Genomic DNA, 24,919 nt, shown 5'->3' on the forward strand with positions numbered 1-24,919 from the left:
CTTTACTGCTCTCGGCCATACACGCAGCAGCCAATAGCACCGTTTAACTGCGGCTCAGCCGGAATCACAACAGAAACGTCCAAATCCTTTTCTAACATACGAGCAAGAGCTTTACCCCAAGCGACTCCCCCAGTAAAAACTAAAACGGGGCTTTTTAAAGTGATAAGCAACGGGCGAATTCGTTTTACAATGGAAGCATTCACCCCTGCCGCCAAAGAAGCCGTGCTGTGACCTTCGACTATGCGGCCAATGAGTTCCGATTCCCCAAAGATAGCGCAAGTTGAACTAAGCTCTACAGGGTTCTCATCATAATCCCCCAGTTCTTCCAAGGAAATTTGTAAAACCGTCGCCATATTTTCCAAATAACGCCCCGTACTAGCAGCGCATTTATCATTTGTCTCAAAATCAAGCATTTTTCCCTTACGGACCTTAATCACCTTACTGTCTTGACCGCCAAGATCGAGTAACGTAAAATCTTGGAGTCCCGTTTGTTCAATAGCGCCAAGCATATGGGCCTTCAATTCGGGAATCACCGTAGCTTTGGCAATCGCTAACGTATTTCGACCGTAACCTGTGGCTACAACCTTGGTTACATCGGCAAATCCTAGCGCAGCAAAATCAACAACAAGCTCACCATCTACTTGCTTGCCGTATTGACGATAGAAAGCAACTGTTTCATAAAGGGCTTTATGAACAATTTGTTTTTGATCCATAATCACAACTTTGACAGAACGACTGCCTAAATCAATTCCACAAATCATTTTTTCACCTCACTTCAGCATCTCTAAAAAACTATCTAGGCGTAATTTAGTCCGCGCATCCAGCTTTCCCGGCCGATCTCCCTCAATGGTCAGCATGGGAATCTCCAATTTTTTTCGAAAAATAATATCTTCAATCTGCCGAAAACAAAAGCTCTGCACATAATGAATCAAACCATCGAGATGCCTTAGCTCAATCTGCTCTTCGATATCGGCTAAGCGGGGAAAAACACCATAGGGATAGGTATAACGACGATACTGTTCGACAAGATCATTTTCTTGATTCGGCATAGAAAATTGCCGCTGCACTTCATTAAATACAACACGGGCGCCTTGCGTTTCGACATAATCATAAATTTCGGGCATAATCGGCGGCACGCCAATAAAACCTAAGCGAAGCTTTTGTTCATAAGGATTTTTGCTCCTCGCTTCCGCTAAAAAGGTATCAAGCTCTGCCTCAAACGCCCCTACATCGCCGTTAAAATCACTGCTGGAAACAAGATAGAGATGATTATAAAAACCATTTACTTGATTCGTTTCCCAGGTAAGACGATCTAGTTCAACGAGTTTTTCCCGTACTGACTTTAGGCGTTCTTTCACTTCATACGTTGCATCCCAAGTCGTGCCTAAGGCGCTGATTAGCTTTTCCATTTGCAGTTTCAGCATATCATAATCACGATCTTCAGGATAGGCAAAAGGAATTGTCTTAATTCCCTCTAGCTGATATGTCTCCATGAGCGCCTGCGTATTGCTGCAATCTCCTTGAGTAACGGCTATCACTTCTTGAATCGCGTCCTGCTCTAAAGCAACCGAATAAAGGCCCTTAATCCAGCCACAGCAATTGCGGGGAAACCCAGCTTCTTCCGCAGTCTCCAAATAAGAATTGGGATTATCATGGGTAATAAAAATATTATTTAAATCAACTGGCTTCCGACCGGAAGCTAGGATAATTTCCACAGGCACTGTTGTGGTCATACCGATTGGTGACATAACGACCTCCTACATCTTACTTTATCTTTTTAGTATAACCTAAAATGACAAAAAGAGGATAGCCTAAGCCTCCCCTTTTGCACTACCTAATTTGTCTCTCAAACAAATCTACTTGCTACTCAAATTTTGTCGGCAGCTTGCGCGTAATTTTTTATAATTACAATCGGCGTCTTCTGGCTGGCATTGCCAAAAGGATTATCAATTAAAATTTTTGCCAGCTTGTCAGCTGTCAGTCCTTGGCTTGTGCCTACAATCAGCGATCGTTTCAAATCATTGACATCGGCTACGGCAGCGCCATAACAGCCAAGTCGGTCTTTAATCTTTTGAGCCACCTGATCTGCATCAGCCGGACCATAAACAATACTCTTGTCAAAAGGCGGCATCGTCCCTGTTACATCATCAACCAAAGCAGCCTGACGTCCTGCCATATTATAAAAGACACCGCTCTTGCCAATCATTTTGCCTAAAATTCCTATAATCATCGCAAACAATACGCGATACTTGCCTTCTACATCCATAACTGCCTGCATGCCATATACACTGGACATACTGCCTTCTTGCGGAATAAACCGACATAACACACGAGCTAAAAAACAAGGTTTTAGCTCTTCCGGCCGCGTCATACGCCCTTGTGTAATTGCTACAACACTTTCCGCCACCGTAATTACATCATTAGGACCAATTTGCTCTTTCGCGTAACGTTCCATCACATCAACAATATCATCGCTATCGGTTAAGATTCTCGTCCGAACTGGTATTAATTCTAACTCTTCCATGATTCTTCTCCCCTTTCGGCCTTACTCGCCTTGCACTGCAGCAAGTTTATTTTTCAGCGCCTCGCGGGCTTCTTCCGCTACAAACAATAGCCGGTTCTTGGTAATATACCAATCACTGCGGGCTACAATTTGATATACAATTTCTACAGGCATATTCACCATATCGGTCATAGCCGTCTGAATCGTTCCTTCTTTCGCCGTAAGCTTCACAGTAACAATGGCCCGACCGCCCTCATTGGGCGTAACAATGACCGACTCCCAATAGCCGTCAGTTCGGAACATGGCTTCATTCGTAAGTTGAGACTGCACAGTAACAGCATCATATTGTTCACAAGGCAGCAAATGGCGCGTATAAGCATCCATAATTGTACCACCCTGCCGCCCTTTATTGATAAAGGGAACTTTGGCCGTAAAGGTAACAGATCTATCATCAAGTTCTTCTACGATCCAAGGAGTATGTTCTTCCACTAAAAAAACAAATTCGGCATCTCCCTGTCGGGCGATATAGAGCCAAACTGCCGCAATAAATAGAATAATAAGCAGCAAAATGATCATCAAAGCATCCACAATAAAGCCTCCATTTTACTATTGTTTTCGGTAAATTAGCTTTTCTTATTCATTTTTTTCTAAACGGCTTGCTACTAAGCGCTCATAATAAAGGACTGGCAGTCGAATAATTTTTCCCGCTTCGTTCGTAAACACATTCTCCGTTTCCCCAGTGGCAAGTAAAATGTGGCCTGCTTCCTTAATAATTTCGTAAGTAAAAATCATCTTTACTTTCGAAACTTCCTTCAATGTAGTTTGAATCAAAACTACATCATCAAACCGAGCGGAAGCACGATACTTACAAGACACATTCGTAATCGGAAACACGATCCCCTGCGCGAGAAGATCATTGAGCAAAATTCCAGCTTGCCGCAAATATTCGACTCGTCCCATCTCAAACCAGTTAAAGTAATAGGAATGATGAACAACACCCATAAGATCCGTCTCAACAAAACGCACTTTATTCTCAAGTGATACCATGAACAAGCTCCTTTACTGGCAAAGCGCCACAATTCGATTCGCAGCCTCTTTAATCCAATAGGTCATCGGCCGCGTTTCTAAACCAGCAATTTCAAAATGATTTTGATTAACCGGAACAAGAATTTTTCTGGCATCAACTGCAGCAACAGCCGCAGCAATCCGCGGTGTAATTTCACCCATAAGGGCATCAGCGATGACGATGCCAATCGGCCCAGCTACAATATCAGCTCTTTTGACTGATACAGCTATAGCATTTTCTCCAGTTGCGCCGCGATGAGCCCCAGCCTTCACCATATTATTAGTAGCTAAAGCATTTGTTCCTAGGGCAATGATTTCTACATCAGAAAGTTTATGATTTTTCAATTGTGTCACAAGCTGCACTCCCAAGCCGCCGCCCATGCCGTCAATAATTGCAATAACCATTAGAAGCCCCCTTTACAATAAATCCCAAACGACAGGACTATAAAAAAAGCACGCTCATAGCATGCCTGATAAGAAATATCATACTTTATTTATTTTACTTTTATTCCCCTCATTTGTCAAAAAAACTTGCTTATTCCGCTCCTTCGTACGCTGCGGTAAGAAATAGCGTCGGTAGCTAGCAGCAAACAAAACGAGGATCATTGTTCCTACCAAAATAGGGAATATTAAAAAAGACCAATCGAGCGGACCTTGCTCCAAGATCAATACAGGATCAGCCGCTGCTGGCGGATGCAATGTACGCGTAAGCTGCATCACCAACATAGCAAGCCCCACTGCTAAACCGTAGCACCACCAAGCCCCTCCCCCCAGAGAAAACACCATAAGCCCTACTAAACTCGCTAAAAAATGGCCGCCCACAATACTGCGTGCTTTGGCATAGGCGCTATCAGGAATTACCAGAGCAATCACACAGGAAGCGCCAAAAGGAGGGATTAAAAAGGACTGATCATGTGACAAAAAGGCGAGCAAGGCAATCGCCAAAGCTCCACCTAGGCTGGTAGCAATAATTTTTTCATACTTTAATTTTCGCAGCAAATAGTGACGTTTAGCCGCTTGTTTTTCCATACTCATCATGACTATATTCTTTCGCTAAAAATAAAACAAACCCTCTAAAGTAGGGAGTTCCTTCTCTACTGACAGAAAGCGACCTTCTTATTATTAATATGACAAAATAAAGAGGGAAATCACAAAAAAGGTCGAATCTTTTTGTAACAAATATCTTTTGAGGGGGATGCCTAGGATGACCAAAGACCACACTCCGGAGACGAACGAGGAAATTTTAGCTGCCTTTAAATTAGTTCTTCCTTATCTAAACCAGATTGTTCGGGAAGATATGGCAACAGGCCTAACAGACTTAACCGAATATATTAGCTATCACCGTGCCAAACAGTTTGAACTTGATCTGCCGAACGGCAAAACGATTGCTGACATTCCGACGATTGTCGAATGTATCAAAACAGGAAAAACTACTTTTGCCGATATTCCACCGGAAGTATATGGTCGAACCATCAAAACGATTTTTACGCCCATCTATGGTGTCAATAAAGAAATTATCGGAACCCTCAGTTCAGGCATTGACTTAAATGACAGCGTTGTTTTAGTCCAAAGTGTATCAGAGCTCGCCGAATCAACAGCGCAAGCGACGCAAAGTGTAACGCAAGTAGCACAAAGCGCTACCGAACTGGCCGCGGCTGGACAACAAGCCATTAAGCTGGCCCAAACACTGCTAGAAAAAAATCGCGACACAGCTAACATTCTCGAATTCATTAAAAATATTGCGGCGCAAACGAATTTACTTGGTCTAAATGCGGCGATCGAAGCAGCCCGCGCTGGCGAGCAAGGCCGCGGCTTTGCCGTAGTAGCCGAAGAAGTCCGTAAGCTAGCCGATCAATCACAAGAAGCTGTAAAAAAGATTCAAGTAACCTTGAAAGAAATTCAAGAAGCGGTAGCGCAAATTAATAAATCGATTGAAGTAACTGGCAGTATTAGTGAGGAACAGGCTGCTACCACCGAAGAAATCGCCTCGACCTTAGAACAAATCAACACGAATGCAAAGCACTTAGAAGATTATGTGGCTCGTTATAACTAACTGAAAAATGAATGAGATTCATATAAAAAAAGTAGGAGCCTGGTATGGCGCCTACTTTTTTTGTTTACTTGCAAAGAGAGAGCTTACTGATCTTGCTAATTCCACGGAAGCTTCGATTTCAACCTTGCGTGTCGAAACACTTTCAATACTACAGCCTAGGGGAATATTTTTCGCTAGAGCAAATTCATAGAGCTCTGCAAAAATCTTTTTAGACAGTTCCACGGACTTGTCCAAAATATCTTCAGAATGCATTAAATCATTTTCTAACCATTTAGGAATATTAATGCCTAACCACTTCATAAATTCCAATGTTTTTATGGAACCGCAAGGAGTCAGATTCATCAATATAGGCGCCATCACCCGTTCTTCCTGTTGACAGAAATAGTAGTATTCGGAAAGAAAATTTTTCGCCGCTTCAATATTATAAACAGCTTGAGAAACAAAAAACTGACACCCCTGTTCGCTTTTATGCAAAATCCGCTTGTGTTCATCGCCGTACTTACTATGACGCTCCGGAATCACGACACCGCCAAGCATCACTTTAGAAGCTACGTCTTGACGGAGATGATAGGCCTCTGGTAAAGTCAGTGAAACTTTTTGTTCGCGTGACGAGGCTCCGACAAACACGGAAAAACGATCTTCACCATTATCTTCTTTCAGCCAATTCGCCAATTCCACTTTGCCATATTTTCCTACACAACGATAAATAATCTTAGGAATATCGAGTTCTTGCAAATACTCACTAGCATATACATCAGGATCAACGGTTTTCATAAAAGGAAAGGGACGATCTGCGGCAACTCTATCGGCTTCATCTTGAATATCATATAAAATCAGCCCATCCAACGGCAACTTCTTAATTCTTTCTAGTTGCTTTTGCGCGATTTCAGCGATCTTTTCCTGACTATTGTTGTATTTAGGCGGCGTAAGGCCGTAAGTTAAAATACCAGCTTCACAATTTATAATTTTTTCTCGCAGCATAGACTCTCCTCTTTCATAAAAGTAGTAACTTTGTAAAACCTTTCTTTGCTAGTCTACTATATTTTCTTACTTAAAGCTACTGCTTCTGCAAAAAGGAATCTTTAATATGAATTGCCAGAGCGGAACAATCATCTTCGATAACGCCAGAGGAAATTTTTTCGAGTAATGTTGTCGTTGCCGCAAAATCAGCGGCGCCTTCAATTACCTCAGACGGTAAATGCTCATAAATGCCATCAGTCATGAAATAAAAGCTATCACCAGAGGCAAAATTCATACTGTGAAGTTCAAACTCTGCCTTATCAGTTAAACCAAAATAAATACCAGGAACTTTCTTTAACTCTGCTTGACCACGCTGCGACAAGAGCAAGTAATTAATACCGCCAGAAATGTAAGACAGCTTGCGCTTTGTAAAATCAAAAGTAAAGACCATTAAAGCCGCAAAATTTCCATCACGAAAATAAGTACTTAATTGATTGTTTAATCGATGCATAGATGCTTTCGTCCAAGCTTCTTCCTGATCCATAATTTCATTAAGTAAACTATTAATAGCAGAAGTGTGCAACGCTGCAGCAATGCCATGGCCCGTTACATCCATTAAATAGCCATGTAAAATTTGCTGATTATGAAACCAACGATAGCCATAAAAGTCGCCACTTACGAGTGAAAGAGGCTGAAAAATAGTACGAATCGCAACCCTTCTATCTTGAAATGGCGGCGGCAATAATGACGTTTGTACCAGTCGAGCCAAATAAACCTGTTCTTGTAATTCTGTCTGCAATCTTTGCCGTTCCGTTAAATCACGAAAAGAAAACAAAACAAATTCTTTCCCTAAATAAGTAATCAAAGAGCTGCGCATTTCACCATAAAAGAGCTGTCCGTCCCGTCGATAATACCGTCGATTTTGTCTTGACCAAACCCCTTGTAACCGAAGGCTTACATCCATTTTTTTCGCTTCTTTTTCCGAAAGAATCCCCAGCGAAAACAGTGTTTCTTGCAACGCTTCCTCGTTCGTATAACCAAAGAGTCGGGAAAAAGCGTAATTTACTTCGGTAACAGCCTTTGTAGCAAAATCACTGACAACAATAGCCTCAGCCGACTGCTTAAGCAGAACGCGATAACGCTCCTTCTCTTCTTCTAGCGCTGCCTCGGCCAGTTTTTGCTCCGTAATATCCATGACAAATAAAAGCTGCATCAAGTCCCTACCAGGCCACTCAATCTGCCTCGACTCCGCTTTATAATACACGCCTGTTGTTTTATCAAAGTATTCTTTTGATCCATTTTCCAATAGAGGACAATAATGACAAGGGGCAGATTTTCCAAAAAAGCTAAAACAGCTTTGTCCAATCACGCGTTTGCCATAAAGTTGTTCCATCGAAACACTTATATATAGCAGCTGCCACGTTGCAGCATCAATCACATAAGCCAAGCCAGGCAATACTTGCACAATATTATTTAAGATTTGCTGTCGTTCCTGATTTTCTAGCAACGCCTTTTCGATTATATTGCGGCTTAAGACTTCTGCTACTAAGGGAACCATTCCCTCAATCAAAGCGACAATATCCGCTTGAATCTGATTGGGTCGCATATCAGCAAGATGAATCAGCCCCATTATTTCTCCTTGATAAACAATCGGAATCATGGCCGCACTTTGAAATCCTGTAGCAACGCAAATTCCCCGATAATTGCCAAGATCCGCTTCACTAAGTAGACCATCTAATTGAGAAAAAGCAGGTAAAATATACGAGCCTTGTTCATTTATCAAATGCAAATCGCACGGCAACAGCTTTCCGGCGGCTAGACGCGTGCAAATACAATCCCCGTTGGAAATTTGCACAAAATTTTCTTGTTCCCAAAACTCTTGACTAAAGCCAGTATAAGCTTGATAAGGAATCCCCCCCTGCTCATCAAGAACGCGGATTCCTACACATTGACATTGAAACTCCTTTTGCATGAACTGAACAAGCGATGTAAGAAATTCTTCCTTTGATGCAACAGCGCTACAGCTATAAATCAATTGTTTAATCGCCTCAAGGCGATCTGTATTGGCGGTAGAGTCGCCAATTGCAGTAATTTTCCTCACTTTTTTCTGTTTCATTTACGCTCCCCCTCTACCGACGCTGTTATTTCATAATAACATTTTGACAAAACCACGCCAAACCCTGCCGTAAGCTCCAAAAAGAAAAGAGCCATTAGGCTCTTTTCATGGCAGAAATTGAATTGTAATTTCGCTCAAATAAGGCACTACCGCGGAAAACGGCTCCTCTAGATAATTTTTATCATCAGCCAAAACCTTTTCTAAAACGGTACGTTCTAACGTCACAAAAGGTTTTATTTTTCCTAAAAAGGGATGCTGGAACTGAGGATCAAGCGTGTTTGATTCGACCGTCTCAATTTTAAGGCCTTTCAGTAAAAATGTATACTCACCAACTATCTTGCCTTGCTCTTGAATACGGATCGCCGCCCGATTTTCTTGGTTCGCCATCACAGAATTGACCATCCCCATAATATGAGGATGTTTTGCACCAAGCGCTTCAACATTGCGCAAATGAAAGGGAACAATTTGGTCGCGAATCAATTGATCTAATTCATCACCCATGGTACAACCTCCTAGTATCATAATATACTAGAGTACCCTGTTTTTTGTTAACAATACCCTTATAGCTTGAATTTGCGAATCGCTGATTGAAGTACTTCCGCCATGCGCGCCAGTTCCTGACTTGAGGCAGCAATCTCTTCCATCGAAGCCGATTGTTCTTCTGTAGCAGCTGAAACAGTCTGAGTTCTACCAGCTGTTTCGCGACTTACCTGATCAATTTGCTGTACAGAGGCAGCAACAGTTTTGCCATTGCCTGCCATTAAATCAATTGCCTGGGAAATACCTTGCACTTTTTCTGTCACATCACTAACCAGTTCCTTGATTTCCCCAAAAACACCACCTGCTTCTTCGACAACAGCAGTACCGGTTTTCACTTCCTTTGTGCCTGTTTCCATTGCAGCTACAGCGGCATCCGTATCGACTTGAATGTCACGAATCAAAACTTCGATCTGTTTAGCCGCATCTTGGGACTGTTCCGCTAATTTTCGCACTTCTTCCGCTACGACAGCAAAACCTTTGCCTTGTTCTCCTGCGCGAGCCGCTTCAATAGCAGCATTGAGGGCTAGCAAGTTAGTTTGCCCGGAAATGCCGGAAATAGTTTCTACAATTTGCCCGATTTCTTTGGATCTTGCCCCTAAATTAGCAACTACTTGGGCCGATTCCACGACAGTTTTTTCAATATGAGCCATCTGCTCATTTGCTTTTTGCACACGGGCCGTACCAGAAAAAGAAGCTTTCGCCGCGGCTTCCGCCACCTGGCTAACAGCCAGTGCGTTAGCCGATATCTTACCCATTCCCTGGGACATTTCTTCTACCGTTGCGGCAGCTGCATCAACGGCTTTCGCCTGCGCTAAAGCGCCCTCGGCAATCTCCGTAACCACAGTTGCAACCTGCGTTGAGGCCCGCGCTGACTGATCAGCACTTGCCGTTAACTCTTCTGATGACGCCGCCACTTGCTCTGACTGTTTGGCTACCGAACCAATGAGTTCACGCATACTCTCCCTGAGATGCGCCAGTGACATCGCAACTTGACCAAATTCATCGCCGCGATTGACAAAGGCAGGCGGCAATTGCACCGAATAATCACCACTAGCCATTTGATCAAGCGCTTGTGTCATTACCTGCAAAGGCTTCACAACCATCCGAGTTAACACAAAACTAAGCAAAACACTGACAGCAAGAATCAGTACCATAACAGCCAGAGAAAAGAACTGAACGCGGGCCGCATTTTGAGCAGAGTCTGCTACGATATCAGTTACCACTTTTGCTTCATTGGCTTCAATCGCTGCCAACGCGGCCTGTAATTGCTGCGCAAAGGGCGTTAATTCTTTGGTTACTGCCGCCGCTTCGGCTTCAGCTTTAGCCTGGAGGGCGCCGTTTCCCGCTTTTTTGGCTTGCTGCGCCTCCACTAAGCGAGGAATCAATCGCTCTTTAACCCCAGAATAGTAGGTGTTCGTATTGTTAACTAGCTTTTCAACCTCTGCTTTATCAGACGAACTCGCTTTCGCTAATAGTTGTTGTTCTAATTCAACCACTGTATCCATTTTCCCAATAAACCCCTGACGGTATTTATCATCACCGTCAGCAATAAATCGGCGAATTTCCAAAACAGCACCTGTATAAACATTCTCGGCCTTAGCAGCTGTTAAAGCTCTTGTATTAGAGCTGCCAATAGTACTAATCGCGCTAGCATTCTTACCTGATTCATGATAAAAACCAATTCCCAAAACCAGAATCAATACGATCATAACCAAAAAACCAATTCCAATTTTCATGCCAATATTCTGCTTTCCCGCTTGTATCACTGCCAAAAAATTCATCCCCCTCTATATTATAAAATGTAAAAAAACAATAAAAAACGTCAGACTGCCTGCTGCGAATCTGACGATGGAGATACAAAATAACCAACTAGCAACCTGGCGATCATGGACCTTCGTCTTTAGACCCAGTGGCTTTGCGTCCTTGTTTTTCAACAAGTTTGCCCAATGGTGAATCAATATCTTTTCCTATAATAGTTAAAAGATTACAGTATATTTGGAAATTTGTCAATAAATGAAAAAGAGCATTATCGAAGCAGAAAAACTTGCTTCAATAATGCAAAGAGGGCCTCGTTAATAGCTGGTTTTTTCTACTAAAGTATCGCCTTTTCTGCGTTTGGCATAATTACTCCACCAAGCAGTAATGATCGGCACTAAAACAGATGTTACAATAACAGATGTGGCGACAAGCGCCGTTGCTGCCTGGGCAACAGGTTCAAACGCCGGATTCATGCCAGCAATAATAATAGGATTCGTTACAGCGGCGCCAGCCGTACTAGAAGCAGCAATCCCTGCCGTTCCATTGCCGCCGCCAATAAATTTATCAGCAAGCATAAGCGGAATTCCTGTAATAATAATAACACCAACACCAAGTAAAATACCCAGTAAACCTGTTTTTAGAATCACACTTAAATCAATTGTATTTCCTAGCGCAAAGGCAAAAAAGGGAATCATTGTATGTGTCGCCTTGCCAAAAAATTCACGCAGTTCATGGTCGAGATTCCCTAAAACAAAACCAACGAGGAAGGGTAAAACCGCACCGACAAACAAGTGTGGTTCAAAGGAGGCAATACCGGCTCCACCTAAGATCAACATGGTAACGAGCGGACCTGATTCAATGGACATCAATACAAAAGCTCCCGCTTCTTCCTGAGTACCATATTGCTGCATAATCGAAGCGTAAAGACCGCCATTCGTCATATCCATAGCTGCAATAATAGCTATCGTAGAAAGTCCGGCAAAAAAACCATTTTGAATCCCATTACCAGGAAGAATACTCGCCGCTACTAAAGCGACAACCCAAGCAACAGCAATTTTTGTTATCACTAAAGTACCTGATTTTTTCAGTACAATTCCAGTAGCGCGAACATCAATCGCTGCCCCCATACAGAAAAACCAAACAGCTAAAATTGGTACAGTTCCTGTAATCAAGCCATTGGTAAACGATCCGAAATACTTGCCTGACCAAGGAGCAAAAGTGTGACACAGAGCTCCTAAAAACAATGGAACTAACATGAGACCGCCAGGAATTTTATCAATTTTCTGTTTAATTTGCATATTCTAGCCTTCCCTTCTGTCATTAAATTGCGTATTAATTCATGAATCTATTAATAATATAAAAATTCATCGCCAAAATCTCTTTCTCGCTATTTAATAACTTAAAATTCATTAGTGTACCGGTTTACATTACACAAAAAGACTGTTTTTGCAGCAATCCCACATTTATTTTGCTGAAACTTCTTATTCGTCTATTACAACCCCCTTTTTAAAATTCCATATTATAAAACTTTATTTCACGAATTTTATAATTTTATTATATATTTCATTTTTTGTTTTTACAAGAATATTTCCACAGTTCTAACAATAAATTTCACAATGTGGAATACTAATTCATTTTCATTTATTAAAAAGGGATCTAAGCTGCTGATTTGCAGCTAGATCCCTTATACTTTATAAAGCAGCCAGCAAGATTTTTCTAACTTCCGCTGGTGTAATATCAGCATTTTCCCCTAATTTTACCATGCCGTGTTTTTCTAAACTCTTAACCACTTCTTCAACAGCATCAGCGCCTAAGTGATATTCAGAAAGATGTGTTGGCACGCCCATCGCAACAAAGAATTCACGCGTTTTTGCAATCGCTTGCTCAATCCGTTCCTCTTCCGGCAAATTCCCTAATGACCAAATTCGGTCTGCATATTGAAGCAGCTTATCACGCTTCTGCTCTTTTCGGACAGTCAGCAGCGCTGGTAATACGATCGCCAACGTTTGGGCATGATCCAATCCGTAAAGCGCTGTAATTTCGTGGCCGATCATGTGGGTGGCCCAATCCTGCGGAACGCCTTGACCGATCAATCCATTTAGCGCCAAGGTAGCACTAAACATCCAGTTTGCTCGTACATCATAATCGTCCGTCTTCGCAATAGCTTTTGGCCCTTCTTCGATTAGGGTAAGCAGCAAACCTTCCGAAAAACGATCCTGCACCTTGGCTTGTACAGGATAGGTCATATATTGTTCCATCACATGAATGAAGGCATCAACAACACCGTTGCCAACCTGTTTCATTGGCAGTGTATAAGTGTACTCGGGATCAAGAATTGAAAATTTCGGAAACAACAGTGGATTAGAAAACGCCAGTTTATCTTTCCATTCTTTTCGACTGATAACACCTGTCGGATTCATTTCTGATCCTGTAGCAGGCAAGGTAACAATCGTTCCAAACGGAACAGCCTCGTGAATGGCCAACCCTTTCGCTACAATATTCCACGGATCCTCTTGTGTAAAAGGAACAGCTGCTGCAATAAATTTCGTACCGTCCATAACCGAACCGCCGCCAATTGCCAGTAAAAAATCATACTTTTCTTTTCTAATCTTTTCTACTGCCTGAATCAGTGTTTCATAGGCCGGATTCGGTTCAATACCGCCAAATTCACCAGTCTCGAACTCTTTCAATGCAGATTTTACCGCATCAAGAACCCCCGTCTTTTTTACACTGCCGCCGCCATAAATTAAAAGGACTTTTGATCCTGCCGGTATTTCTTTCGGCAGACGTTTCACCTGATTTTTGCCAAAAAGAATCTTAGTTGGGTTTTGAAACTGAAAATTATTCATCTAACCAGCTCCTTATCCATTCTATTTTCTAAATTTTCCACAAAAATCAAAAATTACCTGCTTAATTTAATGACTTTTTCAAAGAAAAAACCGCCAAAATCATATTTCGGCGGCTAAAACGATCACTATTTATTTTGCCAAAAGACTAGCAACTAGATGATAATCGATGGACTTCATGTCACCAGGCACTTTGTCAACACCGACTAAAAAAGCTACTTTAAAACGAGCGCAAATATTAAAATCCTTCGTATTTACAGCGCACGTTTGGCAGTTGCTTTTAAATGGGCACATGCTAAAAATCCCCCTGTCACTTCACAAAATTTACCATATCTAAAATATTTGGTTGTAGTATAACACACTCCCTTATTAAATAGCAATGCCTCTCCCGGCTTTAATTGTCGCTATTTTTCGGCAAATCATTACCTTTACTAAGCAAAATTTGTAGAAACCGTGTCGCTGCCGTCGATAATCGTCTATGCCTAAGCCAAACAACGGCTTTTTTAATTTCTAATGGAGAATTTTCTAGCTCACGATAAAGCAAATGTTGACTAGGAATCAGTCCAAGCACCGAACGCGGCACAACGGCTAAACCAATCCCCTCATTTGCTAATACGAGAAGTGTCCGTATATCGTCGCCACTACAGCAAATAAAAGGATCAAACCCAACCATTTTGCAACATTTTTTAATCATCATTTCATTGCTTTTATGTAATAAAAGCGGCTTATTTTTCAAATCCGCTAATGCGATCGACCCCCTCCCCCTCTCTCCTTGCCACCTTTCGCTCATGGCAACAAGCATTGGTTCAGAGGGCAGATCGAGAAAATGATAAAAAGCCGGATCAAAGCCAGAGCGCACAATCCCGATTTCAATCCGTTTATTTTGTAAGAGTTCTAAAATTTCCTGCGTATCGCCCTCGCGTAATTGAAATTGGATTTCCGGATATTGTTCATGGAAATCGCGGATTATGCCTGGCAACAACGTTACACCAGAAGAAGCGATGGTACCAATCGCTAACGTACCGCGCTGGCCCGCCTGAGCTTCCTGCACTTCTTGAACTGTGGTTTGAATTAAATCAAGAATCATACCTGTTCTTTCATAAAGAATCCGACCAGCTTCAGTCAATCGAATTCGTCGATTTCCCCGCTCAATCAAATGAACGCCAAGCTCGCTTTCTAACAGCTTTAGCTGCTGACTGAGAGAAGGCTGAGCCATAAATAACCGCTTCGCAGCTCCAGTTACATTACCTTCTTCCACAATAGTCCGAAAGTATGTTAATTGTTTTATATCCACTTCGTTAGCCTCTTTTATTGTTTTTTCCTATAGAACAAACAGTTTTTACCTATTATTCATAAAATATCATCTTTGTTATAATAATACATAATTTAGCCAACAAGAACAACGAATAGTCTTGTTTCGCTCGCAGGAGGAAATTTCATGGCCTTTTTTCAAGCAATTACTAGTTTAATGACCATAGTAATTATGGTCTCACTTGGGTATTTTCTGACAAAAGGCGGCTGGTTTAGAGGGGAAAGCGTCCCCCTAGTTCCCCGCCTAGTTAATTATGTTGCCTTGCCGACATACATGCTGTGGAACCTGCTCAGTACCTTTGATAAAGATCATTTTATTCCGCTCTTTTCGGGAATTATCGTACCGATTCTATCAATGTTGCTAGGATTTTTGATCAGTATTCTCATTTCTAAAATCATCAAAGTACCAAAAAACCACCAAGGTACATTTCGTTCCGCTTTCTTTTGTTCTAGCTCTGTATTCGTCGGCGTACCAGTCAATTTAGCGCTCTTTGGAGAAAAAAGCCTGCCTTATGTTCTTGTTTATTTTCTGGCCAATGCTTTTCTTTTTTGGACCATTGGCAACTACTCGATTAGCTTAGATGGCAAACAAGCTCCAGCAAAACTCATTAGCCTTGCTAGCTTAAAGCGAGTTTGTTCTCCACCGTTTATGGGATTTTCCCTAGCGGTACTACTAATTCTCTTAGATGTTCACCTGCCTGATTTTCTAATGAATACCTGCAAATATCTTGGTGGTATGACAACCCCTTTATCTATGTTATTTATTGGGATCTCTATGTATGGCGTAAAGCGAAGTCAACTGAAGCTGAGCAAAGATATTTTCTTTGTATTAACTGGGCGTTTTCTAATTTCACCATTTCTTGTTTTATTTGTAGCTTCATTCTTCCCGATTCCTGAACTCATGAAAAAGGTATTTGTCATTCAATCGGCCTTACCTGCTATGACCCAAACCGCAGTTCTTGCCAAGGTCTATGAAGCCGATAGTGAGTATGCGTCTATTCTTATTACATTAACTACGCTGTTAGCCGTCTTTGCCATTCCCGTTTATATGACGATTCTACAATAAAGAAGCGCTTTGCCAAAACCTGTACTTTGATTTTCAGGTTTGACAAAGCGCTTCTTTTATTTTTTTATTATTATTTTCGTTTCCTTATTTTCTCTGAATCGGCGCCTGATGAATCATCACACCGCCAATGCCATGAGCGCATTCCATGATCGCCTCAGCTAACCCAGGGTGTGGGTGAATCGTTTGTGCAACAGCTTGCACAGTTAAGCCATTTTGCATAGCTAGAACGCCTTCCATAATGAGGTCACTCGCATGAGGACCTAAGATGTGCATGCCAAGTAGCTTATCAGTTTTCTTGTCCGATAGCATCTTGACAAAACCATCTGTTTCACCCATAGAAACCGCTTTCCCATTGGCAGCAAAATTGAATTTACCTACATTATATTCTTTGCCGCCTGCTTTTAGCGTCTCTTCAGTAATACCAACCATCGCCGCTTCCGGCGTGGTATAAATACAGCTAGGTACAGCCGCATAGTCTACAGTATGATTTTGTCCGCAGGCGTTTTCGGCAGCGATCATTCCTGCCGCGGAAGCCGCATGAGCCCACATATACTTTCCGGTAACATCACCAATAGCGTAAATCCCCGCTATATTCGTCTCAAGTTTCTCATTAACTACAATCCCCTTAGTTGAATAAGCAACGCCGGCAGTCTCTAAGGCCAAATCATGAGCAAGAGGCTTACGACCAATAGAAACGAGAACTTTATCCACCGTAATGGTTTCCATTAGATCGCCGTTAGCCAGGGTAACTACTAGCTCTGAAGTATTACCATTAGTGGGTGTCCCTGCCGCAACATTCGTGACTGTCCGCTTTGTCAACAGCTTAATTCCCTGTTTTCGCAGCATCACAGCCATGCGCTTTACGATGTCGCTATCTACGTCTGGCAAAATCGTCGGCGCCATTTCAATCAGTGTCACTTCACAGCCAAAGGTCTGTAAAATGGCAGCGAATTCTACGCCCACAGCACCTGCTCCGACAATGGCAAGCCGCTTTGGCAGTTCTGGCAAGTTTAGCAAGGCGTCGCTATCAATCACGCCAGGCAAGTCACCGCCAGCCACCGGCAGTTTTACCGTTTCAGAGCCTGTAGCTATAATAATTTTTTCCGCAGTATACAGTTCATCGCCTTGTTCTGTTTGAAGCTTAATTTGCTGTATACCGCACAAACTGGCTATACCTCGTTTCACGGTAATGTGATTACTCCCCATGAGCTGTTCTATGCCTTGACGCATCGTCGCAGTGACTTTCAGCATACGTTCGCGCGCACTGCTGTACTGAAACGAAGCTCCATCAACCTGTATGCCAAATTCATTCAAATGACTTAGATCGCGCCATTTTTCAGCGCTTTTTAGCAGCGTTTTAGTGGGAATACAGCCGCGGTTTAAGCAAACGCCGCCAAGTGCTGCTCTTTCCAGGAGCAGAACCTTCGCTCCCAGTTGTGCCGCACGAATCGCCGCTACATAACCTCCGGGGCCGCCGCCAATAACGGCCATATCATAATCCATCGTATTCTCTCCTTATTAGCGCCGCAAATTCCACGCCGCCTGACTATACTTCTCTTGAACCAAGTGCTTACTTGCTGTAGTTTCTTCAGTTGTCAAAGCTCCTGGCACTAACTGAAAATCTAAAGCCTGTGAAAATCCGCCGCACAGAGCTTCACATACTTCTTCATAAGTTGTTTGCCTTCGTTGCAGTTTATGCAACGCTGTAACCGAGTCACCTAGAAGCTTGGTAAGACGCTGCCGCATTTCTTCGGAATCAACGCGTAACAGAGCCCCCAGGTCTTCTGGCGAAAAATCAAGCAAAATAGAGCCGTGCTGTAAAATAACACCGTGTTTTCGCACTTGTGCGCTGCCTACAAGCTTCGCGCCAGCAACCGTAATCTCGTACTGAGCCGGTGCGTCAAAACAAGCAGCTGACGAATGTTCTTTTCGCCGTTGACTGTAGGCAGCTCTTGGCATGGTTAGCTGCGCATCAATGCCTAAATTTTTTAATCCCCTAAGCAGTCCCTGACTAAAATAATGATAGGAGGCCGTAATCGTCCGGGGAATATTCGGTTCCGTTTCGCCGACAATCATACTATAGGTCACTTCTTGGTCATGCAGCACCGCTCTGCCGCCAGTCATGCGACGCACCACAGCAATCCCCTTCTCCTGACAGCGCGCAAGATCAATCTCTGCTGCAGCCTTTTGAAAATAACCCAGTGTTAAAGTAGCTGGCTTCCAGCCATAAAACCGCAACGTTGGCGGCGCTTTTCCCGCTTTCACAGCAGCCATAATGGCCTCGTCGATCGCCATATTTACCGCGCCTGAGTTTTCGCCTGTATCAACAGCACGCCAAAACATCTTGCCCTTCACCGCCTATACCGCTCTCGCGAATCGCCTGCAAAATTTCTCCGTCACTCAGCGGACGGGGATAATTATAAATCGTACCGCCTGGCCGTTCATTATAATAAGGCCGATTACAATCCTTGCAACCTGACGTCTCAAAGGCTTTTCCGCTAGCAAAAACTGATAAAATATCCACTTGATTAAAACCTCTGATTCGATCGCCATCAAATAAAATTGTTTCATAACCAAAGCCTTGCTGCAGCAAATAATAAGCCATTTGAATCCGGCGATACACGCCAATCTCCGGCGGCTTTCGATTGGCCAGCGGTGTTCCCGCTACAGGCGTAAAGGCGAAGAGCCCTACGGTAATCGCTTCCTTTAAGCAATCAGCTAGAAAACGTACCGCCTCTTTTTCAGTTTCGCCCAGGCCGATAATAAGATGCGTGGCCATCCGACCAGGAAAAGCGGCAGCGCAATCTGAGAGAAGGTTACGGCGCAGTGAAAAATCACCGCCTTTCATTGTTGCAAAAACCGCAGGCGATGCGGCGTCTAGAGCTAAGCAAACCTTTTCAGCACCAGCAGCCAGTAGTTCCCCTGCCTGATCGCAATTCACAATATAATTAGATGCGCAAATAGGCGCCATCAGCTTACCCTTGCCCTCAGCAGTCAAAACTGAAAGAGCTTGCAGCGTCGCGGCCATACTGCCCTGACTATTCACAACTTGAAGACAAATGCGTTTAAAGGGGCCACCTGCACAAGCGGCAGCAATGCCTGACGCAGCCTCTGTTTCGGCTATTTTCGGCCAGGTAATCCGCGATAAATAATTTTTATTGCCGCTACTCTGTCGCGACTGCGCGCAAAACGAACAGTTTCCCTGACAATCTTCGCCAAGCATGACATAGGCCGTAGTCGGCATAGCATCACTTTTTAAGCGTTTTTTCCCCATCACGGCAGCTGTCCCTGCTGATACTTTCCACATTGTCATAGCACACAGCACTCCTCTCGCCGCTCAGGCTGTAACCCAAGTTCCTCAGCTAGTTTGACAGCATCTTTAGCTGGATTTACGATTCCATTTAATCCCATTTGAATCGCCATACAATCAAGTTCCCGCCGATAAGCGCCGCCAGGACGCATACAGCCAAGCTGCAGCGGTATATGAGGAAATAAGCGTCTTGCCTCAGCAAAAATTTTTTCTACTTCTGTCAAAGCCGGTGGATTTTTATCGGCGAAAGAGGTTCCCTTCGTCGGCGTAAACACTATAAAAGTAATTTTGTCAGCTCCTAGTCGCTGTAATTCTTCTAAGGCTCGGTACTCACCGCGAATTTCGCCGCCATAGAGACCAATACAAATATGAGGAATAACGCTGCAGTGCTGTTTAAGGCTCTCGTAGCAAGCGGCATAATCGGCCACCGTGCGGTTGAGATGTAAAACCTCCTGAATCGTCTGATCATCCCCCACAAAATCAAAGGAAACCGTATCAGCTAGAGCAGCTACTTTCTCAATCTCATCGTCGGCGATCAGTCCTACATGGAGGTTATAGCGGACGTCCTGCTTTAACTCTGCCAAAAGCTCTAGCGAATCACCAAAAGGAACCCGACCGTCAGCGAGGCAGCCGCCACTCACTAAAAAACTGCGGGCGCCGCGCTGTTTCTCTGCCGCAATCGCGGTGACTGGTTTCATGCCTTGGAGATAATGCCCGCCGCAATGAGAACATTTTAAGTCACAGCGACTGCCTGTCAAAGTAATCGCTTTTGTCTGATTCGGATACGCAAAAATGACTTTTCTATTTAACTCTGCCATCGTACCACCGGTTTTCGCGCCGCTGTTGTTTCGTCGAGACGGCCAACTATCGTATCATGCGGCGCCCCTATAACTTTTTCGGGACACTCCTGAGCTTCTGCCGCAATGGCCTGCATAGCAGCAATAAAACCATCTAACGTCTCTTTGCTTTCTGTTTCTGTCGGCTCAATCATAAGCGCCTCTTCCACAATGAGCGGAAAATAGATGGTTGGCGGATGATAGCCGTAATCAAGGAGTCGTTTGGCAATATCGAGAGTTTTCACGCCAAATTCACGTTGTTTTTTAGAAGTAAGAACACATTCATGCATGCAATGACGGTCAAAGGGAGAATCATAATCGCTCTTTAGCTGACTCAGACAGTAATTGGCGTTTAATACAGCATCCTCGCTGACCTGCCGAAGTCCTTGCGCACCAAGAGTGCGCATATAAGCATAAGCCCTGACAATAATGCCAAAATTCCCGTAAAAAGAATGCATTTTGCCGATCGATAACGGTCGATCAAAATCAAAATTATACTGACCACCTGTAAGCGTAATCACCGGGACAGGTAAAAACGGTACAAGTTCTTTTTTAACGCCTACAGGACCGGAACCAGGACCACCGCCGCCGTGCGGTGTGGAAAAAGTTTTATGCAGATTAAAATGGACTACATCAAAACCCATATCACCAGGACGGGCAATTCCCATAATGGCGTTCATATTTGCTCCGTCATAATACAAGAGTCCCCCAGCAGCATGAACAATCGCGGCAATTTCCTCAATCTGGCGTTCAAACAGACCTAATGTACTAGGATTTGTCAACATCAAAGCTGCTGTATCAGGCCCAACTGCTTCGCGCAAAGCTGCCAGATTGACCGAGCCGTCGGGATTTGATTTAATTTCAATAATAGTTAGGGCGCAGACGGCAGCAGTAGCGGGATTCGTCCCATGGGCCGAATCAGGTACAATCACTTTTGTGCGCACTTCACCGCGCGACCGATGATAGGCGCGAATCAGTTTTAGCCCAGTCAGTTCGCCGTGAGCCCCAGCCACAGGCTGCATGGTAACGGCTTCCATGCCAGCAATCGCCGCTAGATATCGCTCTGTTTCATACAAAAGCGCTAAAGCGCCTTGCACGGAAGCACTGTCCTCAAGTGGGTGGATCGCAGCAAAGCCGTCATAACGGCAGACATCTTCGTTAATTTTCGGATTGTATTTCATCGTACAAGATCCCAGCGGATAAAAACCAGAATCAACACCAAAATTCCGATTGGAAAGTCCCGTGTAATGTCGAATCAAATCAGGCTGACTCACTTCCGGCAATGCCGCCGGTTCCTGCCGCAGCAAATCTGGGGGAATAAAAGCAGTCACTGCTTGGCTTGGTACATCCAGTTTTGGTAAATCTACGGCACAGCGACCACGCTTCGTCATTTCAAAAATGAGTTTTTGGCTCTCTTTCACAATAACGCCCCCATTTCCTGAACAAGAGAATCAATTTCTGCCTTCGTTCGCTTTTCGGTTACGGCAAGCAATAGACACCCCGTAAGTTCTGGATAATATTTTCCCAGATCGAGACCGCCTAGAATCTTTTTCTCTCGCAGTTTTTGATTTAACAGAGCTGGCGGTGTTTTTACCTTGATCACAAATTCCGCAAAGAAGGGTTGCGAAAAAACTGGTTCACAGCCATCTAACTTTAGCAGTTCCGTGTAGGCATAGTGAGATTTTTGCAAACACAAATCGGCTGTCTGCTGCAATCCTGCTCTGCCGAGAGCGCTTAAATAAACAGCCGCCCCTAGAGCGCAAAGCGCCTCATTCGAGCAAATATTCGACGTAGCCTTTTCTCTTCTAATATGCTGTTCTCTCGCCTGCAGCGTCAACACAAAACCGCGATTTCCCCGGGTATCTGTCGTCTGTCCGACAATGCGACCAGGCATTTTGCGCATTAACTTCTCCGTTGTGGCAAAAAAACCAAGATAGGGTCCGCCAAAGGAAAGCGGCAATCCCAATCCCTGTCCTTCGCCGACAACAATATCAGCACCTAGATGACCTGGCGCTTCCAGTATTCCGAGCGCAATCGGGTCTGCTGCTACAATCAAATAGGCGCCGTATCTATGAGCTAAATCCCCTAATGTTTTTATATCTTCAATCGACCCCAGAAAGTTAGGATATTGAACAATGAGCGCCGCCGTGTCCTGATCGAAAAGTTCTTCTAGCTTGACTAAGTCAGTCACTCCGTCAGCATAAGGCGCTGCTACTGTCACCAGTTCCTTATCACGGCCATACGTAGCGAAAACTTCCCGATAATGAGGGTGAACCGTCTGCGCTAAGAGAATTTTAGTTCTTCCCTTAGCAGAGGCCGCCATCATGGCCGCTTCCGCTAACGCCGTGCCGCCGTCATACATAGATGCATTGGCCACAGCCATGCCCGTAAGCTCGCAGATCATGGATTGATACTCCCAGAGAGCCTGCAAATACCCTTGCGAAATTTCTGGCTGGTACTGCGTATAAGCCGTATAAAATTCCGATCGCCCCAGTACATGAGCTACCACGCTGGGAATATAGCGATCATAGGCGCCTGCGCCTAAAAAGCAAGTAAAATCCTGTAGATTATCATTTTTTTGCGCAAGCTGCCGTAAATGACTGGCAAGCTCGTGCTCCGACAAGGGCGCTGGCAGGGGCAAATCACCTTGCAACCTAACACGCTCTGGCACATCTTCAAACAAATCAGCGATCTTAGAAGCGCCAATCGCCTGAAGCATCGCCTGACGGTCTTCTTCCGTATGAGGCAAATAGCTCCAGGCCATATTAGTGGCCCCCTTCGGCCGCAAGTTCTTCGTAGGCTGTACTGTCTAACAGAGCGTCAAGTTCAGCCAAGTTGGAAATTTCTACAGCAACAATCCAGCCTTCACCGTAAGGATCTTGATTGATCAATTCTGGCGCATCTTCTAGCCCCATATTGACCTTTACGATTTTCCCGCTAACTGGCGCATAAATATCCGAAACAGCCTTTACTGATTCAATGACAGAGAAACTGTCACCAGCTGTTAGTTCGCGACCTTCTTCTGGCAGCTCGACAAACACAACATCACCTAACTGTGCTTGTGCGAAATCGGTTACACCAATATAAGCCATATCGCCTTCAACCCGAACCCACTCATGATCTTTCGAATACTTTAATTCTGCTAGAATGTTCATCATTATTTCTCCTCCCGTTTATAAAATGGTTTTGAAATCACTTGGGCAGCAATTTTTTTACCACGAATCTCCACAAAAAGCTCCTGACCGATTTGGGCATACTCACTGTTGATTAAAGCCAGTCCGAGATTTTTATCTAGGGACGGTCCATAAGAGCCTGTTGTAATCTGGCCAATTCTTTCTTCGCCGCAAAAGACGGGATATTCCGCTCTAGCCACACCGCGGCCGACCATTTCAATCCCCACCAGTTTGCGCTGCGGCCCCGTTTGTTTTTGCTTTGCCAACACTTCTTTCCCATTAAAATTTTCTTTATCAACTTTTACAAAAAAGCCAATTCCCGCCTCGATCGGCGTAATTTCTGCGGTCAATTCATGACCATATAAAGGAAAGCAGACTTCAAAGCGCAGTGTATCGCGACAACCAAGACCTGCTGGCAAAAGCCCCATAGGCTTACCAACTTCCATGATCGCTTCCCATAGATCGGCAGCATCCTCAGGTGCGCAGTATAATTCAAATCCATCTTCGCCGGTATAACCAGTGCGAGACAATAGTACCTTCTTGCCTGCAACAATCACTTCCGGCCAAAACCAGTAATAGGTGAGATCCGCTAAGGGAGCATCCGTCAGGTTGGCAAGAATCTTTTTAGCCACAGGCCCTTGCAGCGCCAGTTGGGCTGTCTGATCTGACAGGTTTTCTAGCGTAACAGCAAAACCAGCCTTATTTTCTTCCATCCAGGCCCAATCCTTGTCAATATTCGCCGCGTTCACTACCGCCAGATACTGCTCAGCCGAATATTTATAAATAAGCAAATCATCAACAGTGCCGCCGTCGTTATAACACATGGGTGAATAAAGAATCTGGTTCTCTTGTAATCTCGCTACGTCATTTGTCACTACTTTTTGCAAAAAATCTAGAGCATCTTTCCCTGTGACCAGAAATTCTCCCATATGGGACACATCAAACAGTCCCGCCTTCGTCCGCACTGCCAGATGCTCTTCTTTAATCCCGCTGTACTGAACTGGCAGCGACCAGCCGCCAAATTCCACGATTCGACCACCATAACGCAAATGGGTTTCGTAGAGAGGGGTTCGTTTTGCCGTCACTTACATCACTCCTATCATTTTAATGAAGAAAATACCATTGATTTTAGAGCACACAAAAAGGACAGAGAACAACAGTGTAGTTTCACTCTTGTTCTCTGTCCTTTTACCTGAGAGATTTACTCCTGACGGAGTCCCCATCGGTGACACATCGTTGTGTGCTCTCCAGAGTCTGGTCCGGCTGCAGTTTGTTTACCTGAGAGTTTGAACAAAGCTTTGCTCCTTCGGTGCGCCTCGAAGGCGTCTCTCCCGCAGTCATCATTCCTAGTTATAAAGTTTTAAAATAGTAAAGCTGTAAAA

Annotated in this window: 25 protein-coding genes and 2 riboswitches; of the genes, 2 read left to right on the forward strand and 23 right to left on the reverse strand. The window is 44.0% G+C overall.

The genetic code is table 11. The annotated features are described in order from the left end of the window. Positions 1 to 2: 2 nt before the first annotated feature. The 7 genes from AC0MXB_RS11650 to AC0MXB_RS11680 all read right to left on the reverse strand — a co-directional run bounded on the left by AC0MXB_RS11650 (position 3) and on the right by AC0MXB_RS11680 (position 4,606). Positions 3 to 761, reverse strand: coding sequence for an acyl-CoA dehydratase activase (locus tag AC0MXB_RS11650; RefSeq protein WP_474039855.1), 759 nt, complete (start codon positions 759 to 761; stop codon positions 3 to 5). 9 nt (positions 762 to 770) lie between these two features. Next, a complete protein-coding gene (locus AC0MXB_RS11655; protein WP_474039856.1) occupies positions 771 to 1,748 on the reverse strand; it encodes a 2-hydroxyacyl-CoA dehydratase family protein in 978 nt (325 codons plus the stop codon). Positions 1,749 to 1,867: 119 nt separating this feature from the next. Continuing rightward, a complete protein-coding gene (locus AC0MXB_RS11660) occupies positions 1,868 to 2,524 on the reverse strand; it encodes a coenzyme F420-0:L-glutamate ligase (protein WP_474039857.1) in 657 nt (218 codons plus the stop codon). 21 nt (positions 2,525 to 2,545) lie between these two features. Further along, positions 2,546 to 3,091: a hypothetical protein gene (locus tag AC0MXB_RS11665; protein WP_474039858.1), complete on the reverse strand. Its 546-nt coding sequence runs from the start codon at positions 3,089 to 3,091 to the stop codon at positions 2,546 to 2,548. 45 nt (positions 3,092 to 3,136) lie between these two features. Further along, positions 3,137 to 3,550 carry an acyl-CoA thioesterase gene (locus AC0MXB_RS11670; RefSeq protein ID WP_474039859.1) on the reverse strand — a complete coding sequence of 138 codons (414 nt, stop codon included), beginning with the start codon at positions 3,548 to 3,550 and terminating at the stop codon, positions 3,137 to 3,139. Positions 3,551 to 3,562: 12 nt separating this feature from the next. After that, a complete protein-coding gene (locus tag AC0MXB_RS11675) occupies positions 3,563 to 3,973 on the reverse strand; it encodes a DUF3842 family protein (RefSeq protein WP_474039860.1) in 411 nt (136 codons plus the stop codon). A 78-nt stretch (positions 3,974 to 4,051) separates the two neighbouring features. Further along, on the reverse strand, positions 4,052 to 4,606 hold the full coding sequence (locus AC0MXB_RS11680; RefSeq protein ID WP_474039861.1) for an HPP family protein: 555 nt from the start codon (positions 4,604 to 4,606) through the stop codon (positions 4,052 to 4,054). Positions 4,607 to 4,772: 166 nt separating this feature from the next. Here AC0MXB_RS11680 and AC0MXB_RS11685 point away from each other — a divergent pair, with 166 nt between their 5' ends. Further along, positions 4,773 to 5,621 carry a methyl-accepting chemotaxis protein gene (locus AC0MXB_RS11685; RefSeq protein WP_474039862.1) on the forward strand — a complete coding sequence of 283 codons (849 nt, stop codon included), beginning with the start codon at positions 4,773 to 4,775 and terminating at the stop codon, positions 5,619 to 5,621. A gap of 51 nt (positions 5,622 to 5,672) precedes the next feature. Here AC0MXB_RS11685 and AC0MXB_RS11690 read toward each other — a convergent pair whose 3' ends face one another. The 8 genes from AC0MXB_RS11690 to AC0MXB_RS11725 all read right to left on the reverse strand — a co-directional run bounded on the left by AC0MXB_RS11690 (position 5,673) and on the right by AC0MXB_RS11725 (position 15,135). Beyond that, positions 5,673 to 6,602 (reverse strand): methylenetetrahydrofolate reductase, encoded by a 930-nt coding sequence (locus AC0MXB_RS11690; RefSeq protein WP_474039863.1) that lies wholly within the window; start codon positions 6,600 to 6,602, stop codon positions 5,673 to 5,675. 76 nt (positions 6,603 to 6,678) lie between these two features. Further along, positions 6,679 to 8,697: a SpoIIE family protein phosphatase gene (locus AC0MXB_RS11695; RefSeq protein ID WP_474039864.1), complete on the reverse strand. Its 2,019-nt coding sequence runs from the start codon at positions 8,695 to 8,697 to the stop codon at positions 6,679 to 6,681. Positions 8,698 to 8,802: 105 nt separating this feature from the next. Continuing rightward, a complete protein-coding gene (locus AC0MXB_RS11700) occupies positions 8,803 to 9,198 on the reverse strand; it encodes a hypothetical protein (protein WP_474039865.1) in 396 nt (131 codons plus the stop codon). Between the two features lie 59 nt (positions 9,199 to 9,257). Further along, positions 9,258 to 11,003 (reverse strand): methyl-accepting chemotaxis protein, encoded by a 1,746-nt coding sequence (locus AC0MXB_RS11705; RefSeq protein WP_474040068.1) that lies wholly within the window; start codon positions 11,001 to 11,003, stop codon positions 9,258 to 9,260. Positions 11,004 to 11,105: 102 nt separating this feature from the next. Further along, positions 11,106 to 11,191, reverse strand: a riboswitch (cyclic di-GMP riboswitch). Positions 11,192 to 11,309: 118 nt separating this feature from the next. Then, a complete protein-coding gene (kdgT, locus tag AC0MXB_RS11710) occupies positions 11,310 to 12,293 on the reverse strand; it encodes a 2-keto-3-deoxygluconate transporter (RefSeq protein WP_474039866.1) in 984 nt (327 codons plus the stop codon). A 393-nt stretch (positions 12,294 to 12,686) separates the two neighbouring features. Then, positions 12,687 to 13,844: an iron-containing alcohol dehydrogenase gene (locus AC0MXB_RS11715; protein WP_474039867.1), complete on the reverse strand. Its 1,158-nt coding sequence runs from the start codon at positions 13,842 to 13,844 to the stop codon at positions 12,687 to 12,689. A gap of 129 nt (positions 13,845 to 13,973) precedes the next feature. Continuing rightward, positions 13,974 to 14,135, reverse strand: coding sequence for a hypothetical protein (locus AC0MXB_RS11720; protein WP_474039868.1), 162 nt, complete (start codon positions 14,133 to 14,135; stop codon positions 13,974 to 13,976). A gap of 100 nt (positions 14,136 to 14,235) precedes the next feature. After that, positions 14,236 to 15,135: a LysR family transcriptional regulator gene (locus AC0MXB_RS11725; RefSeq protein WP_474039869.1), complete on the reverse strand. Its 900-nt coding sequence runs from the start codon at positions 15,133 to 15,135 to the stop codon at positions 14,236 to 14,238. Positions 15,136 to 15,279: 144 nt separating this feature from the next. Here AC0MXB_RS11725 and AC0MXB_RS11730 point away from each other — a divergent pair, with 144 nt between their 5' ends. Beyond that, on the forward strand, positions 15,280 to 16,218 hold the full coding sequence (locus tag AC0MXB_RS11730; RefSeq protein ID WP_474039870.1) for an AEC family transporter: 939 nt from the start codon (positions 15,280 to 15,282) through the stop codon (positions 16,216 to 16,218). A gap of 84 nt (positions 16,219 to 16,302) precedes the next feature. Here the strand turns inward: AC0MXB_RS11730 and lpdA are convergent, their stop codons facing one another. The 8 genes from lpdA to gcvT are packed head-to-tail and all read right to left on the reverse strand — an operon-like array spanning position 16,303 to position 24,622. Beyond that, complete coding sequence (gene lpdA, locus AC0MXB_RS11735) at positions 16,303 to 17,721, reverse strand: dihydrolipoyl dehydrogenase (protein WP_474039871.1); 1,419 nt, start codon at positions 17,719 to 17,721, stop codon at positions 16,303 to 16,305. A 15-nt stretch (positions 17,722 to 17,736) separates the two neighbouring features. Continuing rightward, complete coding sequence (locus AC0MXB_RS11740) at positions 17,737 to 18,561, reverse strand: lipoate--protein ligase family protein (protein ID WP_474039872.1); 825 nt, start codon at positions 18,559 to 18,561, stop codon at positions 17,737 to 17,739. Then, the gene (locus AC0MXB_RS11745) at positions 18,542 to 19,531 is read right to left on the reverse strand and encodes a radical SAM protein (RefSeq protein WP_474039873.1); all 990 of its coding nucleotides are present in this window, start codon (positions 19,529 to 19,531) and stop codon (positions 18,542 to 18,544) included. Before AC0MXB_RS11745 ends, AC0MXB_RS11740 begins: the two co-directional genes overlap by 20 nt. Beyond that, entirely contained in the window at positions 19,528 to 20,346 is an 819-nt protein-coding gene (locus AC0MXB_RS11750) for a radical SAM protein (protein ID WP_474039874.1), read from the reverse strand. The genes AC0MXB_RS11745 and AC0MXB_RS11750 overlap by 4 nt, the downstream gene beginning before the upstream one ends. Next, on the reverse strand, positions 20,334 to 21,785 hold the full coding sequence (gene gcvPB, locus AC0MXB_RS11755) for an aminomethyl-transferring glycine dehydrogenase subunit GcvPB (protein ID WP_474039875.1): 1,452 nt from the start codon (positions 21,783 to 21,785) through the stop codon (positions 20,334 to 20,336). Before gcvPB ends, AC0MXB_RS11750 begins: the two co-directional genes overlap by 13 nt. Then, complete coding sequence (gcvPA, locus tag AC0MXB_RS11760) at positions 21,782 to 23,128, reverse strand: aminomethyl-transferring glycine dehydrogenase subunit GcvPA (protein WP_474039876.1); 1,347 nt, start codon at positions 23,126 to 23,128, stop codon at positions 21,782 to 21,784. Before gcvPA ends, gcvPB begins: the two co-directional genes overlap by 4 nt. Before the next feature lies 1 nt (position 23,129). Continuing rightward, on the reverse strand, positions 23,130 to 23,519 hold the full coding sequence (gcvH, locus tag AC0MXB_RS11765; RefSeq protein ID WP_474040069.1) for a glycine cleavage system protein GcvH: 390 nt from the start codon (positions 23,517 to 23,519) through the stop codon (positions 23,130 to 23,132). 2 nt (positions 23,520 to 23,521) lie between these two features. Beyond that, positions 23,522 to 24,622, reverse strand: a complete 1,101-nt coding sequence (gene gcvT, locus AC0MXB_RS11770; RefSeq protein ID WP_474039878.1) for a glycine cleavage system aminomethyltransferase GcvT — start codon at positions 24,620 to 24,622, stop codon at positions 23,522 to 23,524. 171 nt (positions 24,623 to 24,793) lie between these two features. Beyond that, a riboswitch (glycine riboswitch) is annotated at positions 24,794 to 24,881 on the reverse strand. Between the last annotated feature and the right edge of the window lie 38 nt (positions 24,882 to 24,919).

It is taken from the genome of Pelorhabdus sp. sgz311001, assembly GCF_055901755.1.